This window comes from Pseudomonas sivasensis, from assembly GCF_013778505.1.
Taxonomy (GTDB): Bacteria; Pseudomonadota; Gammaproteobacteria; order Pseudomonadales; family Pseudomonadaceae; genus Aquipseudomonas; species Aquipseudomonas sivasensis.
On sequence record NZ_JAAOWU010000002.1, the window covers coordinates 536,948 to 549,304 of the forward strand.

A 12,357-nucleotide genomic window follows, 5' to 3' on the forward strand; every position below is an offset into this window, starting at 1 on the left:
TGTGGTGAGCTGAACCTTAAAGGGTCAGGCACCCGGCACAAAATGCTTCTGAGCCGTACCGCGCGCAATCAGGCGGGAGATGTAGTCGAGTTTCTGCGCATCCTGGTCAATAAACCGGAAGGTCAGTTGCAGCCAGTCGCTGTCGGGCTTGGGCTCGAAGGCGACGATGGCGTGCAGGTAGCCGTTGAGACGGGCCACCTCGGCGTTGTCGCCTTGCTCAAGGTCGAGCACCGCACTTTCCAGCACCTGAGGCAGGACTTCAGTGCGACGCACTACCAGCAGCGCCTCCTTGATGCTCAGCGCTTTGATGACACATTGCTGGGTGCCGCTGGACAGCCGCAGTTGACCCTGGCCACGACCGGCGGCCGGCGCGGCGGAAGGGGCTTGCACTGGCGGGCTGTTGAGCAGGCCTTTGCTGGGCGCTGACGCCGCAGCTGCAACGGGGGCCGAACGCAACGCTTCAGGCTTGCCGCCCGTCAGGGCGCTCAGGGAATCGTTGCCAAAGGCCGAGTTCATTTTGGTCGGCGCGCTGGCAACCAGGGCGTCGAGGCGACCGACCTTGTGCAGGGCCTGTTTGACCTTGTTCAGCAGTTGCTCGTTAGTGAACGGTTTGCTGACGTAACCAGAAACCCCGGCCTGGATCGCCTGCACTACGTTCTCTTTGTCGCCCCGGCTGGTCACCATCACAAACGGCATGGCCTTGAGGTGCGGTTGCTCACGGCACCAGGTCAACAGCTCCAGGCCGGACATCTCCGGCATTTCCCAGTCGCACAGCACCAGGTCGAAGCTCTCGCGCATCAGTATGGTCTGGGCCTTCTTGCCGTTCACCGCATCTTCAAGCTTGATCCCGGGGAAGTAGTTGCGCAGGCACTTCTTCACCAGATCGCGGATAAACGAGGCGTCATCCACCACCAATACACTGACTTTACTCATCGACCCTTCATCCTATAAAAACTTCGGCACGCAGAACGCCTGACTGATGGCATTTTGCCAAAACTCGGTAGTCACAGCTGGACTTTATTTATTCCGCTGCGCAAAAAATTCAGACACCAGAAACGAAAACGCCCGACCAAAGGCCGGGCGTTAATTTCTCGGGCAACCTTACTTATCGTCAGATTCGCCCGGAACATTAGGGATTTGATCGGCGGAACCTTCAACTTCAGCCTTCATGCGCTTAAGGCCCATGTGCCGTACGTCAGTACCGCGAACCAAATAGATCACCAGTTCCGAGATATTGCGCGCGTGATCGCCGATCCGCTCCAGGGAACGCAGCACCCAGATGATGCTCAAGACCCGCGAGATAGAGCGCGGGTCTTCCATCATGTAGGTGGCCAGTTCACGCAGGGCTGTCTTGTATTCGCGGTCGATGACTTTGTCGTACTGCGCCACCGACAACGCCAGATCGGCGTCGAAACGCGCAAACGCGTCAAGCGCATCGCGCACCATGTTGCGCACCTGGTCGCCGATGTGGCGAACCTCCACGTAGCCGCGCGGCGCTTCGCCTTCCTCGCACAGCTGGATGGCGCGACGGGCGATCTTGGTGGCCTCATCGCCGATGCGCTCCAGGTCGATTACCGACTTGGAGATGCTGATGATCAAACGCAGGTCCGAGGCCGCTGGCTGGCGACGGGCCAGGATGCGCAGGCATTCTTCGTCGATATTGCGTTCCATCTGGTTGATCTGGTCATCGATCTCACGCACCTGCTGGGCCAGGCCCGAGTCGGCCTCGATCAGCGCGGTCACGGCGTCGTTGACTTGCTTCTCCACCAAGCCGCCCATCGCCAGGAGGTGGCTGCGCACTTCCTCAAGCTCGGCGTTGAACTGCGCGGAGATGTGATGGGTAAGGCCTTCTTTGCTAATCATGTTGGCGTCCTTGGAGCGTCCGGTAAGGTGCGGAGAACCGCAGCGTCAATGCAAACAGAACCACAGCTTCCTAGCCGTAGCGACCGGTAATGTAGTCTTCGGTCTGCTTCTTCGCCGGATTGGTGAACAGGGTATCGGTATCGCCGAACTCCACCAGCTTGCCCATGTACATGAAGGCGGTGTAGTCGGAAACCCGCGCCGCCTGTTGCATGTTGTGGGTCACGATAACGATGGTGAACTTGGACTTGAGCTCGTAGATCAGCTCTTCCACTTTCAGGGTCGAGATCGGGTCGAGTGCCGAACACGGCTCGTCGAGCAGCAACACTTCCGGCTCCACGGCGATGGTGCGGGCGATCACCAGACGTTGCTGCTGACCACCGGACAAGCCGAGTGCCGACTCATGCAGACGGTCTTTGACCTCGTCCCACAGCGCCGCGCCTTTAAGGGCCCACTCAACCGCTTCGTCGAGGATGCGCTTCTTGTTGATGCCCTGGATACGCAGGCCATAGACCACGTTTTCGTAAATGGTCTTGGGGAACGGGTTCGGCTTCTGGAACACCATGCCCACGCGGCGACGCAGCTCGGCCACGTCTTCGCCCTTACGGTAGATGTTGGTGCCGTAGAGGTTGATCGCACCTTCCACACGGCAACCGTCGACCAGGTCGTTCATGCGGTTGAACGTGCGCAACAGCGTGGATTTACCGCAGCCCGACGGGCCGATAAAGGCAGTCACACGCTGCTTGGGAATGTTCATGCTGACGTCGAAGAGCGCCTGCTTGTCACCGTAGTAAAGGCTCAAGCCCGGTACTTCGATGGCCACGGTTTCCTGGGCCAGGCTCAGGCTCTGCTTGTCGCGACCCAGGGCAGACATGTTGATGCCATGGGAATGGGTGTCGTGTTGCATGGGATGCTCCCTGTGCTGTTGTGTGGGAGGGGGCTTGCCCCCGATAGCGATGCTTCAGGAACATGTGTGCCGGCTGGCACACCGCTCGGGAGCAAGCCCCCTCCCACAAATAAGTCCGCGTTCAATTCAGATCAGCTGTCCAGCGCCTTGTACTTCTCGCGCAAGTGGTTACGAATCCACACCGCCGACAAGTTGAGCGTGGCGATCACCAGCACCAGCAGCAAGGCGGTGGCGTACACCAGTGGCCGTGCGGCTTCGACGTTGGGGCTCTGGAAGCCGACGTCATAAATATGGAAGCCCAAGTGCATGATCTTCTGGTCCAGGTGCAGGTACGGGTAGTTGCCGTCCAGCGGCAGCGACGGGGCCAGTTTCACCACGCCGACCAGCATCAGCGGCGCCACTTCACCGGCGGCACGGGCCACGGCCAGGATCATGCCGGTCATCATCGCCGGGCTGGCCATCGGCAGCACGATCTTCCACAGCGTTTCCGCCTTGGTCGCGCCCAGAGCCAGGGAGCCTTCACGCACGGTGCGGGGAATCCGCGCCAGGCCTTCTTCGGTGGCCACGATCACCACCGGCACCGCCAGCAGCGCCAGGGTCAGCGAGGCCCACAGCAGGCCCGGCGTACCGAAGGTCGGTGCCGGCAGGGCTTCGGCGAAGAACAGGCGGTCAACTGAGCCACCCAGTACATACACGAAGAAGCCCAGGCCGAACACGCCGTAGACGATGGCCGGTACACCGGCCAAGTTGTTCACGGCGATGCGGATGATTCGAGTCAGGGTGTTCTGCTTGGCGTATTCACGCAGGTACACGGCCGCCAGCACGCCGAACGGGGTCACGATCATCGCCATGATCAGGGTCATCATCACGGTGCCGAAGATCGCCGGGAAAATCCCGCCTTCGGTGTTGGCTTCCCGTGGGTCATCGCTCAAGAATTCCCAGACCTTGCTGAAGTAGAAGCCGATCTTGGTCATCGTGCCCATGGCGTTCGGCTGGTAGGCGTGGACCACTTTGCCGATGCCGATTTCAATTTCCTTGCCGTTGCCATCGCGAGCAGTCAAAGCATCGCGGTTGAACTGGGCGTGCAGATCGGCAAGGCGCGCTTCGATGTCCTGGTAACGGGCATTCAGCTCGGCGCGGTCAGCATCCATATCGGCCTGGGCGGCGGCATCAAGCTTGCCTTCCAGCTCCAGTTTGCGACCGTGCAGACGAATGCGTTCGAGTCCGGCGTTGATCGCGCCGATATCGGTCTTTTCCAGGCTCTTGAGCTGTGCGGCGAGCTTGTTGACGCGATCGACACGGGCCTGCAGCTCCGGCCAAGCGGCCTCGCCTTCGGCGATGACCTTGCCATCCTGCTTGACGTTGACCAGGGTGCCGTAGAAATTGCCCCACTCACGACGCTCGATGGCCATGAGGTTTTTCGGTGTGCTCTGGTCTTTCAACCACTCGCCAACGATCCAGGTGAAGTCGTTGCCATTCAAATCCCGGTTGCCGACCTTGATCAGCTCGCGGGTCATGAACTCCGGGCCTTCATCAGGCACCGGCAGGCCAGCACTTTTCAGGCGCTCGCGGGGCACTTCTTCTTTCTGCACCACTTCGCCGATGACGATGTGGTTTTCCTGGCCCGGCACGTTGTAGTTGGCCTGGATCAGGTCAGCTGGCCAGAAGTGGCCCAAACCACGTACGGCAATCACGGCCAGCAAACCAATGGTCATGATGACCGCGATGGACACCGCGCCACCGCTGATCCAGACGCCGGGGGCGCCGCTCTTGAACCATCCATTCAGGGAGTTCTGTTTCACAGACTTCTACCTTTCTTAAAGCGACGAGTATTTCTTGCGCAGACGCTGACGGATCAGCTCGGCGAGGGTGTTCATGACGAAGGTGAACAGCAGCAGCACCAGCGCCGAGAGGAACAGCACGCGGTAGTGACTGCCGCCCACTTCCGACTCCGGCATTTCCACCGCGACGTTGGCCGCGAGCGTTCGCAGGCCTTCGAACAGGTTCATCTCCATCACCGGCGTGTTACCGGTGGCCATCAGCACGATCATGGTTTCGCCTACTGCACGGCCCATGCCGATCATCAGTGCGGAGAAGATGCCCGGGCTGGCGGTCAGGATCACCACGCGCGTCATGGTCTGCCACGGCGTGGCGCCCAGCGCCAGGGAGCCCAGGGTCAGGCCGCGCGGCACGCTGAATACGGCGTCTTCGGCGATGGAGTAGATGTTCGGAATCACCGCAAAACCCATGGCCAGGCCGACTACCAGGGCGTTGCGCTGGTCGTAGGTAATGCCTAGGTCGTGGGAGATCCACATACGCATGTCGCCGCCGAAGAACCAGGTTTCCAGGTACGGGCTCATGTACAGCGAGAGCCAGCCCACAAACAGGATCACCGGGATCAGGATTGCGCTTTCCCAACCATCGGGAACGCGCAGGCGGATGGATTCAGGCAGGCGGCTGAAGACAAACCCGGCCACCAGGATGCCAATCGGCAACAGCATCAGCAGACTGAAAATCCCCGGCAGATGCCCTTCGACATACGGCGCCAGGAACAGGCCGGCGAAGAAACCGAGGATCACCGTCGGCATCGCTTCCATCAATTCGATCACCGGCTTGACCTTGCGGCGCAGGCTCGGGGCCATGAAGTAGGCGGTGTAGATCGCAGCGGCAACGGCCAGCGGTGCGGCCAGCAGCATGGCGTAGAACGCGGCCTTCAAGGTACCGAAGGTCAGCGGGGCCAGACTCATTTTGGGTTCAAAGTCGGTGTTGGCGGCGGTCGACTGCCACACGTATTTAGGCTCGTCGTAGTTTTCGTACCAGACCTTGCTCCACAGCGCGCTCCATGACACTTCCGGGTGCGGGTTGTCGAGCAACAGCGGTTGCAGCTTGCCGCCGGCTTCGACGATCACGCGGTTGGCCCGTGGTGACAGGCCGAACACGCCCTGGCCATCGACCACTGGGTCCACCAGCAGGGTGCGGTGGGCGGTGCTATGGAACACGCCGAACTTGCCGGAAGCGTCCAGGGCAGTGAAGCCTTTGCGGCGCTCTTCGGCGGTGATTTCGACGATAGGCGCAGTGCCCATCTGGAAGGTGCGGATCTGCTTGAAGCGCTGTTCGCCATCCGGGTCGCGGGCCATGAACCACTGGGCCAGGCCGCCTTTGGAGTTACCGATGATCAGCGAGATACCGCCCACCAGTTGGGTGCTGGCCGTGATTTCAGCGTTGCCGTCTTCCAACAATTTGTAGCGACCGTTGAGGCTCTTGTCGCGCAGGCTGAACACATCCGCCAGGGCACGGCCGTTGATCACATACAGCCATTGCTGGCGCGGGTCGATGAAGATCGCCTTCACCGGCTCGGTCATTTGCGGCAGCTCGACACGCTTCTGCTCACTGGTGACTTCGCCAGTCATCATGTTTTCTTCGCGGCTCAGGGTCAGCACGTTCAAGTGCGAACCGGCCGAGCCTGCGATCACCAACGAGCTATCAGTGGCGTTGAGGGCGACATGCTCCAGCGGGCGGCCGGCGTCATCCAGCACGATCGGCGTTTCACCGTAAGGGTATTCAATCGCCGGGGTGATGGTTTTCTTGCCGTCCGGGTAAGAAACCTTATAGGTGTGGCGAAACACCAGGGACTGGCCATTGGACAAACCGAGGATCACCAGCGGGCTGCCCGGCTGATCTTCACCAATAGAAGCAACGCTGGTGCCGGCTGGAAGCGGCAGGTCGACGCGCTTGAGTTCAGCACCGGTCTCGACTTCAAAGAACAGCGCCTGGCCCTTGTCGGAAACCCGCATGGCGACTTGGTTCTGTTCTTCGAGGGAGATCATCAGCGGCTTGCCGGCGTCCTGAATCCAGGCCGGGGTCAGCGCGTCTTCCTTGGTCAACGAGGCGCCCTGAAACAATGGCGCGACGACGTAGGCAAGGAAGAAGAAGATCAGGGTGATAGCGCCAAGGACAGCGAGGCCGCCCACCAGCACGTACCAACGGGTCAGGCGATCTTTAAGCGCGCGAATGCGGCGCTTGCGTTGCAGCTCAGGCGTATTGAAATCAATGCGCTTGGGAGGAGAAGTCGTCGTCATGGTGGAATTGGCCAGATCATTCATGCGCACACCCTAGCGATCCTGTATGACAGAAAGATGACAGTGCAGTGACGCAACAAATCCGCCGCGAAGCATAGCTGGCAGCGGACTAGAAAATTCGGATGCGAGGCCGGTGAGCCGGCCCCGCGGAGGCAATCAGTTGCCTTCTTTCAAACCCAGGTCAGCCAGGGCCTTGGCGGCAACTTTGGCTGGCAGTGGGATGTAGCCGTCTTTCACTACAACTTCCTGGCCTTGCTTCGACAGCACAAGCTTCACGAACTCAGCTTCCAGCGGAGCCAGAGGCTTGTTCGGGGCTTTGTTGACGTAAACGTAGAGGAAACGCGACAGCGGGTATTTGCCGTTCAGGGCGTTTTCTTCGGTGTCTTCGATGAAGTCAGTGCTGCCTTTCTTGGCCAGGGCCACGGTCTTCACGCTGGCGGTCTTGTAGCCGATGCCCGAGTAACCGATGCCGTTCAGCGAGGAGCTGATCGACTGCACGACCGACGCCGAGCCAGGTTGTTCGTTCACGTTAGGCTTGTAGTCACCTTTGCACAGGGCCTCTTCCTTGAAGTAGCCGTAGGTGCCGGATACCGAGTTACGACCGAACAGCTGTACTGGCTTGTTGGCCAGGTCGCCGGTCACACCCAGGTCGCCCCAGGTTTTCACGTCGGCTTTGCCACCGCACAGGCGAGTCGAGGAGAAGATCGCGTCGACTTGCTCCATGGTCAGGTGCTGGATCGGGTTGTCCTTGTGCACGAACACGGCCAGGGCATCCACGGCAACCGGGATAGCGGTTGGCTTGTAGCCGTACTTCTGCTCGAAGGCAGCCAGTTCGGTGTCCTTCATCTTGCGGCTCATCGGGCCCAGGTTGGAGGTGCCTTCAGTCAGCGCAGGTGGTGCGGTAGCGGAGCCGGCAGCTTGAATCTGGATGTTGACGTTCGGGTATTCCTTTTTGTAACCCTCGGCCCACAGGGTCATCAGGTTAGCCAGGGTATCGGAACCGACGCTGGACAAGTTGCCCGACACACCAGTGGTCTTAACGTAAGCCGGGATTGCCGGATCAACACCTGCGGCCACCGCGTTGGCGGTCGCAACGCCAGCAGCGACAAAAGTCATTGCCGCCATCAAACGTTTCAGTTTCATGCCTTGCTCCTAGCAGATAGGGATAGTTGGATCGGGGCCAAGTATCGAGAGGCCGTGTGAACACTCTATGTCTGAAATATGACAATTGGATGAAAGGCCAGCATTGGGAGATCAAGCAGGTCAGGAAGGTATGGCGCGGAGAAACGGGGGTAATGCGCAGGTAACGGGGTAAATCAGCTACACACTGCAATCAATGAACGGACACCTGCCCCGTGGCGAGGGAGCTTGCCCTCTCGCCACGGGTGGATCGGGCTGCTTTTAGCGGCCACGCTTCCACAGATACCCACCTACCACCATCCCCATGACACACAGCGCGGCCACGTAGTAAGCCGGGCCCATCGGGCTTTCCTTCATCAGCAGGGACACCGCCAGCGGCGTGAGGCCACCAAACACGGCGTAGGCCACGTTGTAGGAAAACGATAAGCCGCTGAAGCGCACCACTGGCGGGAAGGCTTTCACCATCACGTACGGCACCACGCCAATGGTGCCGACGAACAGGCCGGTCAAGGCGTACAGCGGGAACAGCCAGTCCGGGTGAGTCAGCAGGCTGTGGTAGAGCGTCCAAGAGGTCGCCAGCAGCAGCGCGCAACCACTGATCAGCACGCGGCCGGCACCAAAGCGATCGGCCAGGGCGCCGGAGGCGATGCAACCCAGGCTCAAGGTCACGATGGCCAGGCTGTTGGCTTGCAGCGCAACGGTCGGGCTGAAATGGTAGATGGTTTGCAGCACGGTCGGAGTCATCAGGATCACCACCACCACGCCGGCCGACAGCAGCCAGGTCAGCAGCATCGACAGTACGATCGCGCCACGGTGGTCGCGCAGTACCGCGCGCAATGGCAACTCGGCGGCCAGGGTTTTGCGTTGCTGCATCTCGGCGAAGATCGGCGTTTCATGCAGCCAGCGACGCAGGTACACCGACAGCAGGCCAAACACGCCGCCAAGCAGGAACGGGATACGCCAGGCGTAATCCGAGACCTGCTCAGGGCTATAAATAGTGTTGATCGCGGTAGCCACCAGCGAACCCAGCAGAATGCCGGCGGTGAGGCCGCTGGTCAGGGTGCCGCAGGCGTAGCCGATGTGGCGTGGCGGAACGTGTTCGGAGACGAACACCCATGCGCCTGGCACTTCACCGCCAATCGCCGCGCCCTGGATGACGCGCATCAGCAGCAGCAGGATCGGCGCCCACAGGCCGATCTGCGCGTAGGTTGGCAGCAGGCCCATGATCAGGGTCGGTACGGCCATCATGAAGATGCTCAGGGTGAACATTTTCTTGCGACCCAGCAGGTCGCCGAAGTGCGCCATGATGATGCCGCCCAGCGGGCGGGCCAGGTAACCGGCGGCGAAGATGCCGAAGGTCTGCATCATTCGCAGCCATTCGGGCATATCGGCAGGGAAGAACAGCTTTCCGACCACAGTGGCGAAAAACACGAAAATGATGAAATCATAAAATTCCAGCGCCCCGCCCAAGGCAGACAGCGACAGGGTTTTGTAGTCGTTGCGGGTCAGCGGGCGCGAAGGTTGCGCACTGCTTGCGGGCACGGAGGACATGGCAAGGCTTCTCTTATAGTAATCATCGTAATAAGGACGGCACGCCCGGGACTTGCGGCGGGTCTGGCAAGATAGCAAATCGCTTGTAAAAGCACAGCGCCAGGAGAACAGTTGTGCACAAAAGCCGCGATACAGCGTCTATTTACCGACCAAATGAACGCCGGGAGGTCGTCGTGGCGCCAGGGTCTCGATATACTCGGCCCTTGCGAGCGCAAGACCCGCAGCCTTGAGGGGCTGCTGTGCCAAAACGTCGTTGGGTGCCATCCAGCCGATTTGGCAGAGTTTCCCTTTAGTACGCCTTACGAGAAACGTATCGAACGGAGTATGTTTGTGCTGAAACGTTTTTCTAACAGTCGGCTATCCACCCTGCTCCACCTATAAAAGCGTCACGGGTCAGAGGCCCCACGGCATGATCGAACTCGAACAAGAAGATCCTATCCCGCAAGGCGATCTCGCCCTGCAAATCACCGCGCTCCCGCGTGAAACCAATGGCTTTGGCGATATCTTCGGCGGCTGGCTGGTCGCGCAGATGGACTTGGCCGGTACAGCGATGGCCAGCAAGGTTGCGGGCGGTCGCGTGGCTACCGTGGCGATTGATCGCATGGCGTTCCTGGTGCCGGTGGCCGTGGGCGCGCAGTTGTCCTTCTATACCCAGGCCCTGGAAATCGGCCGCAGCTCGATCCAGATGATGGTCGAAGTGTGGAGCGACGACCCACTGTCCAGTGAATGGCGCAAGGTGACCGAGGCGGTGTTTGTATTCGTCGCTATCGATGGCAGCGGCCGCACGCGCTCAGTGCCGTCGCGCGCGCGTTAAACCTCGCCGGGTTTTGACGGTCAATTGCCCCATTGCCTGCCATTGAGAGTGCTGTGTATGCCTACGCCCCACGTTGAAACCGTGAAAATCGACGAGCTGGACTGCTGGCGTATCCGCCACAACGGCGCTGAACTGATGATTGCCCAGCAGGGCGCGCATATCTTCAGTTACGGGCGTGAGGGCGAGCAGCCGCTGATCTGGCCGAACCCTGAAGCGGTATTCAAGCAAGGCAAAGGCATCCGCACTGGCGTACCGGTGTGCTGGCCATGGTTCGGGGTGTTCGACCGCAACCCGCAGAGCGTGAAGGCGATGCGCCAAAGTGATCAACCTGCGGGCGCTCACGGTTTCGTGCGTACCGCGACCTGGGCATTGGCCGGGACAACACTTGAAGGTGAAACGCTGCGGGTGGACCTGGAACTACCTGTTCCTGCAGGCGGCTTTCCCGGCTGGCCCCATCAGGTCGACCTGACCTTGAGTCTGCTGCTAAACGATCAACTGCACATCCGCCTGACCAGCCATAACCGTGGCACCGACACCGTAACCCTGAGCCAGGCGCTGCACACCTACTTCGCCGTGAGCGATGTGCGCAACGTGCAGGTCGACGGCCTGGAAGGCTCGGCGTACATCGATACCGCCGATGGCTGGAGCGAGAAGAAGCAATCCGGCCTGCTGCACTTCAGTGCCGAAACCGACCGCATTTACCTCGATACGCCCGCGCAGTTGAGCATTGTCGACAGAGACTGGCAGCGCCAAATCCAACTCACCAGTGAAGGCTCGAAATCGACCGTGATCTGGAACCCCTGGACCGAACGCGCCAAGGCCTTCGACGACATGGCCGACGATGGCTGGCAGGGCATGCTGTGCATCGAGACGGCGAATGTGCTGGATGATGTGGTGAGCTTGGCCCCAGGTGAAAGCCACACACTGGGCGTGAGCATCACCTCTATCGCCCTGTAAACCCAATCGAAAATGTGGGAGGGGGCTTGCTCCCGATAGCAGAGTGTCAGTCAGCAGATTTATTGCTGATAGACCGCTATCGGGAGCAAGCCACCTCCCACATTGTTAAGCGCCGGATTTTAGAGATCTGACTCCTTCACCACCCGCACCTTGCCCGCATCCAGCGCATACGCCGCATCCGCCAGGTCGTTATTCACCTTCTCTACCTTCAACGTACCCGTAACCCAAAGCGGCGTGTAGATATCATCCAGCTTCAACCCTTTGGGATAACGCACCAGCACCAGCTGGTTAGGCGGCGGTGGTGGGACGTGAATGCACGCGCCCGGATACGGCACCAGGAAGAACAACGTACTGCGGCCCTTGGCATCGGTTTCCAACGGCACCGGGTAGCCGCCGATGCGGATGTCCTTGCCGTTCATCGCAGCCACGGTCTTGGTGGAATACATCACCGCCGGCAAGCCTTTGCTCTGCTTGAGGCCGCCCTTATCGGTAAAGGTGCCTTGGGCTTCCGGGGAGTTGTGATCGATCTCGGGCATGGCTTCGAGAGCCTTTTGGTCCGACAGCGGCATCAGGTCGAGCCAGTCGGTTTCCGGCAATTCGCCGGCGTGCGCCAGGCCAGAGCCCAGCAGGAGGAGAGTCAACAGAAGACGGCGCATGGAGAGGCTCGGCAAGTACAAGTGCCGAGCATTCTAGCCCTCTGCGCCTGCGCAGCGCAGAGGACTTTGTCGGCTGATTACTTCTTTTTGATCAGGCCGTAGATCACCAGCAGCACAATGGCACCGACCAACGCACCGAGGAAGCCTGCACCTTGGCCAGCCTGGTAGATACCCAGTGCCTGACCACCGTAGGTCGCGGCCAGGGAGCCGGCGATACCCAGCAGGATAGTCATGATCCAGCCCATGCTGTCGTCGCCGGGCTTGAGGAAACGCGCCAGCAGGCCGACGATAAAGCCGATAAAGATGGTTCCGATGATGCCCATGGCATTTCCCTCTGATTGAATGTGAGTCATGCCAAAGCCTAGTCAGGCTTTGCCATCCTGCAATCAGAGA

Annotated in this window: 11 protein-coding genes; 2 read left to right on the top strand and 9 right to left on the bottom strand. The window is 60.2% G+C overall.

What is annotated here, in order from left to right; translation table 11 throughout:
* Positions 1-24: 24 nt before the first annotated feature.
* From G9Q84_RS06065 to G9Q84_RS06095, 7 genes are all read right to left on the bottom strand, one after another.
* Positions 25-933, bottom strand: a complete 909-nt coding sequence (locus tag G9Q84_RS06065; protein ID WP_032884455.1) for a response regulator — start codon at positions 931-933, stop codon at positions 25-27.
* Between the two features lie 168 nt (positions 934-1,101).
* Positions 1,102-1,863, bottom strand: coding sequence for a phosphate signaling complex protein PhoU (gene phoU / locus G9Q84_RS06070; protein ID WP_032884456.1), 762 nt, complete (start codon positions 1,861-1,863; stop codon positions 1,102-1,104).
* 70 nt (positions 1,864-1,933) lie between these two features.
* On the bottom strand, positions 1,934-2,767 hold the full coding sequence (gene pstB, locus G9Q84_RS06075; RefSeq protein ID WP_032884457.1) for a phosphate ABC transporter ATP-binding protein PstB: 834 nt from the start codon (positions 2,765-2,767) through the stop codon (positions 1,934-1,936).
* Positions 2,768-2,898: 131 nt separating this feature from the next.
* Positions 2,899-4,569, bottom strand: coding sequence for a phosphate ABC transporter permease PstA (gene pstA, locus G9Q84_RS06080; protein ID WP_032884458.1), 1,671 nt, complete (start codon positions 4,567-4,569; stop codon positions 2,899-2,901).
* Positions 4,570-4,584: 15 nt separating this feature from the next.
* Positions 4,585-6,618, bottom strand: a complete 2,034-nt coding sequence (locus tag G9Q84_RS06085; protein WP_177326410.1) for an ABC transporter permease subunit — start codon at positions 6,616-6,618, stop codon at positions 4,585-4,587.
* A gap of 384 nt (positions 6,619-7,002) precedes the next feature.
* On the bottom strand, positions 7,003-7,989 hold the full coding sequence (locus G9Q84_RS06090) for a phosphate ABC transporter substrate-binding protein PstS (RefSeq protein WP_032884460.1): 987 nt from the start codon (positions 7,987-7,989) through the stop codon (positions 7,003-7,005).
* A 258-nt stretch (positions 7,990-8,247) separates the two neighbouring features.
* A complete protein-coding gene (locus G9Q84_RS06095; protein WP_032884461.1) occupies positions 8,248-9,537 on the bottom strand; it encodes an MFS transporter in 1,290 nt (429 codons plus the stop codon).
* A gap of 409 nt (positions 9,538-9,946) precedes the next feature.
* Here G9Q84_RS06095 and G9Q84_RS06100 point away from each other — a divergent pair, with 409 nt between their 5' ends.
* Both G9Q84_RS06100 and G9Q84_RS06105 read left to right on the top strand, forming a co-directional pair.
* On the top strand, positions 9,947-10,351 hold the full coding sequence (locus tag G9Q84_RS06100) for an acyl-CoA thioesterase (RefSeq protein ID WP_003176975.1): 405 nt from the start codon (positions 9,947-9,949) through the stop codon (positions 10,349-10,351).
* A gap of 57 nt (positions 10,352-10,408) precedes the next feature.
* Positions 10,409-11,308 (top strand): D-hexose-6-phosphate mutarotase, encoded by a 900-nt coding sequence (locus tag G9Q84_RS06105; protein ID WP_181643031.1) that lies wholly within the window; start codon positions 10,409-10,411, stop codon positions 11,306-11,308.
* A gap of 119 nt (positions 11,309-11,427) precedes the next feature.
* Here the strand turns inward: G9Q84_RS06105 and G9Q84_RS06110 are convergent, their stop codons facing one another.
* Together G9Q84_RS06110 and G9Q84_RS06115 are read right to left on the bottom strand one after the other, a co-directional pair.
* Complete coding sequence (locus G9Q84_RS06110) at positions 11,428-11,964, bottom strand: DUF3299 domain-containing protein (RefSeq protein ID WP_032884463.1); 537 nt, start codon at positions 11,962-11,964, stop codon at positions 11,428-11,430.
* A 77-nt stretch (positions 11,965-12,041) separates the two neighbouring features.
* Positions 12,042-12,287, bottom strand: a complete 246-nt coding sequence (locus G9Q84_RS06115; RefSeq protein ID WP_032884464.1) for a GlsB/YeaQ/YmgE family stress response membrane protein — start codon at positions 12,285-12,287, stop codon at positions 12,042-12,044.
* Positions 12,288-12,357: the final 70 nt, after the last annotated feature.

Bases quoted from the DNA above. Each gene is read 5' to 3' on its own strand.
- G9Q84_RS06115 (WP_032884464.1), bottom strand. From the start codon at position 12,287: ATGGGCATCATCGGAACCATCTTTATCGGCTTTATCGTCGGCCTGCTG.
- G9Q84_RS06065 (WP_032884455.1), bottom strand. From the start codon at position 933: ATGAGTAAAGTCAGTGTATTGGTGGTGGATGACGCCTCGTTTATCCGC.
- phoU (WP_032884456.1), bottom strand. From the start codon at position 1,863: ATGATTAGCAAAGAAGGCCTTACCCATCACATCTCCGCGCAGTTCAAC.
- G9Q84_RS06105 (WP_181643031.1), top strand. From the start codon at position 10,409: ATGCCTACGCCCCACGTTGAAACCGTGAAAATCGACGAGCTGGACTGC.
- pstB (WP_032884457.1), bottom strand. From the start codon at position 2,767: ATGCAACACGACACCCATTCCCATGGCATCAACATGTCTGCCCTGGGT.
- G9Q84_RS06095 (WP_032884461.1), bottom strand. From the start codon at position 9,537: ATGTCCTCCGTGCCCGCAAGCAGTGCGCAACCTTCGCGCCCGCTGACC.
- G9Q84_RS06090 (WP_032884460.1), bottom strand. From the start codon at position 7,989: ATGAAACTGAAACGTTTGATGGCGGCAATGACTTTTGTCGCTGCTGGC.
- G9Q84_RS06100 (WP_003176975.1), top strand. From the start codon at position 9,947: ATGATCGAACTCGAACAAGAAGATCCTATCCCGCAAGGCGATCTCGCC.
- G9Q84_RS06110 (WP_032884463.1), bottom strand. From the start codon at position 11,964: ATGCGCCGTCTTCTGTTGACTCTCCTCCTGCTGGGCTCTGGCCTGGCG.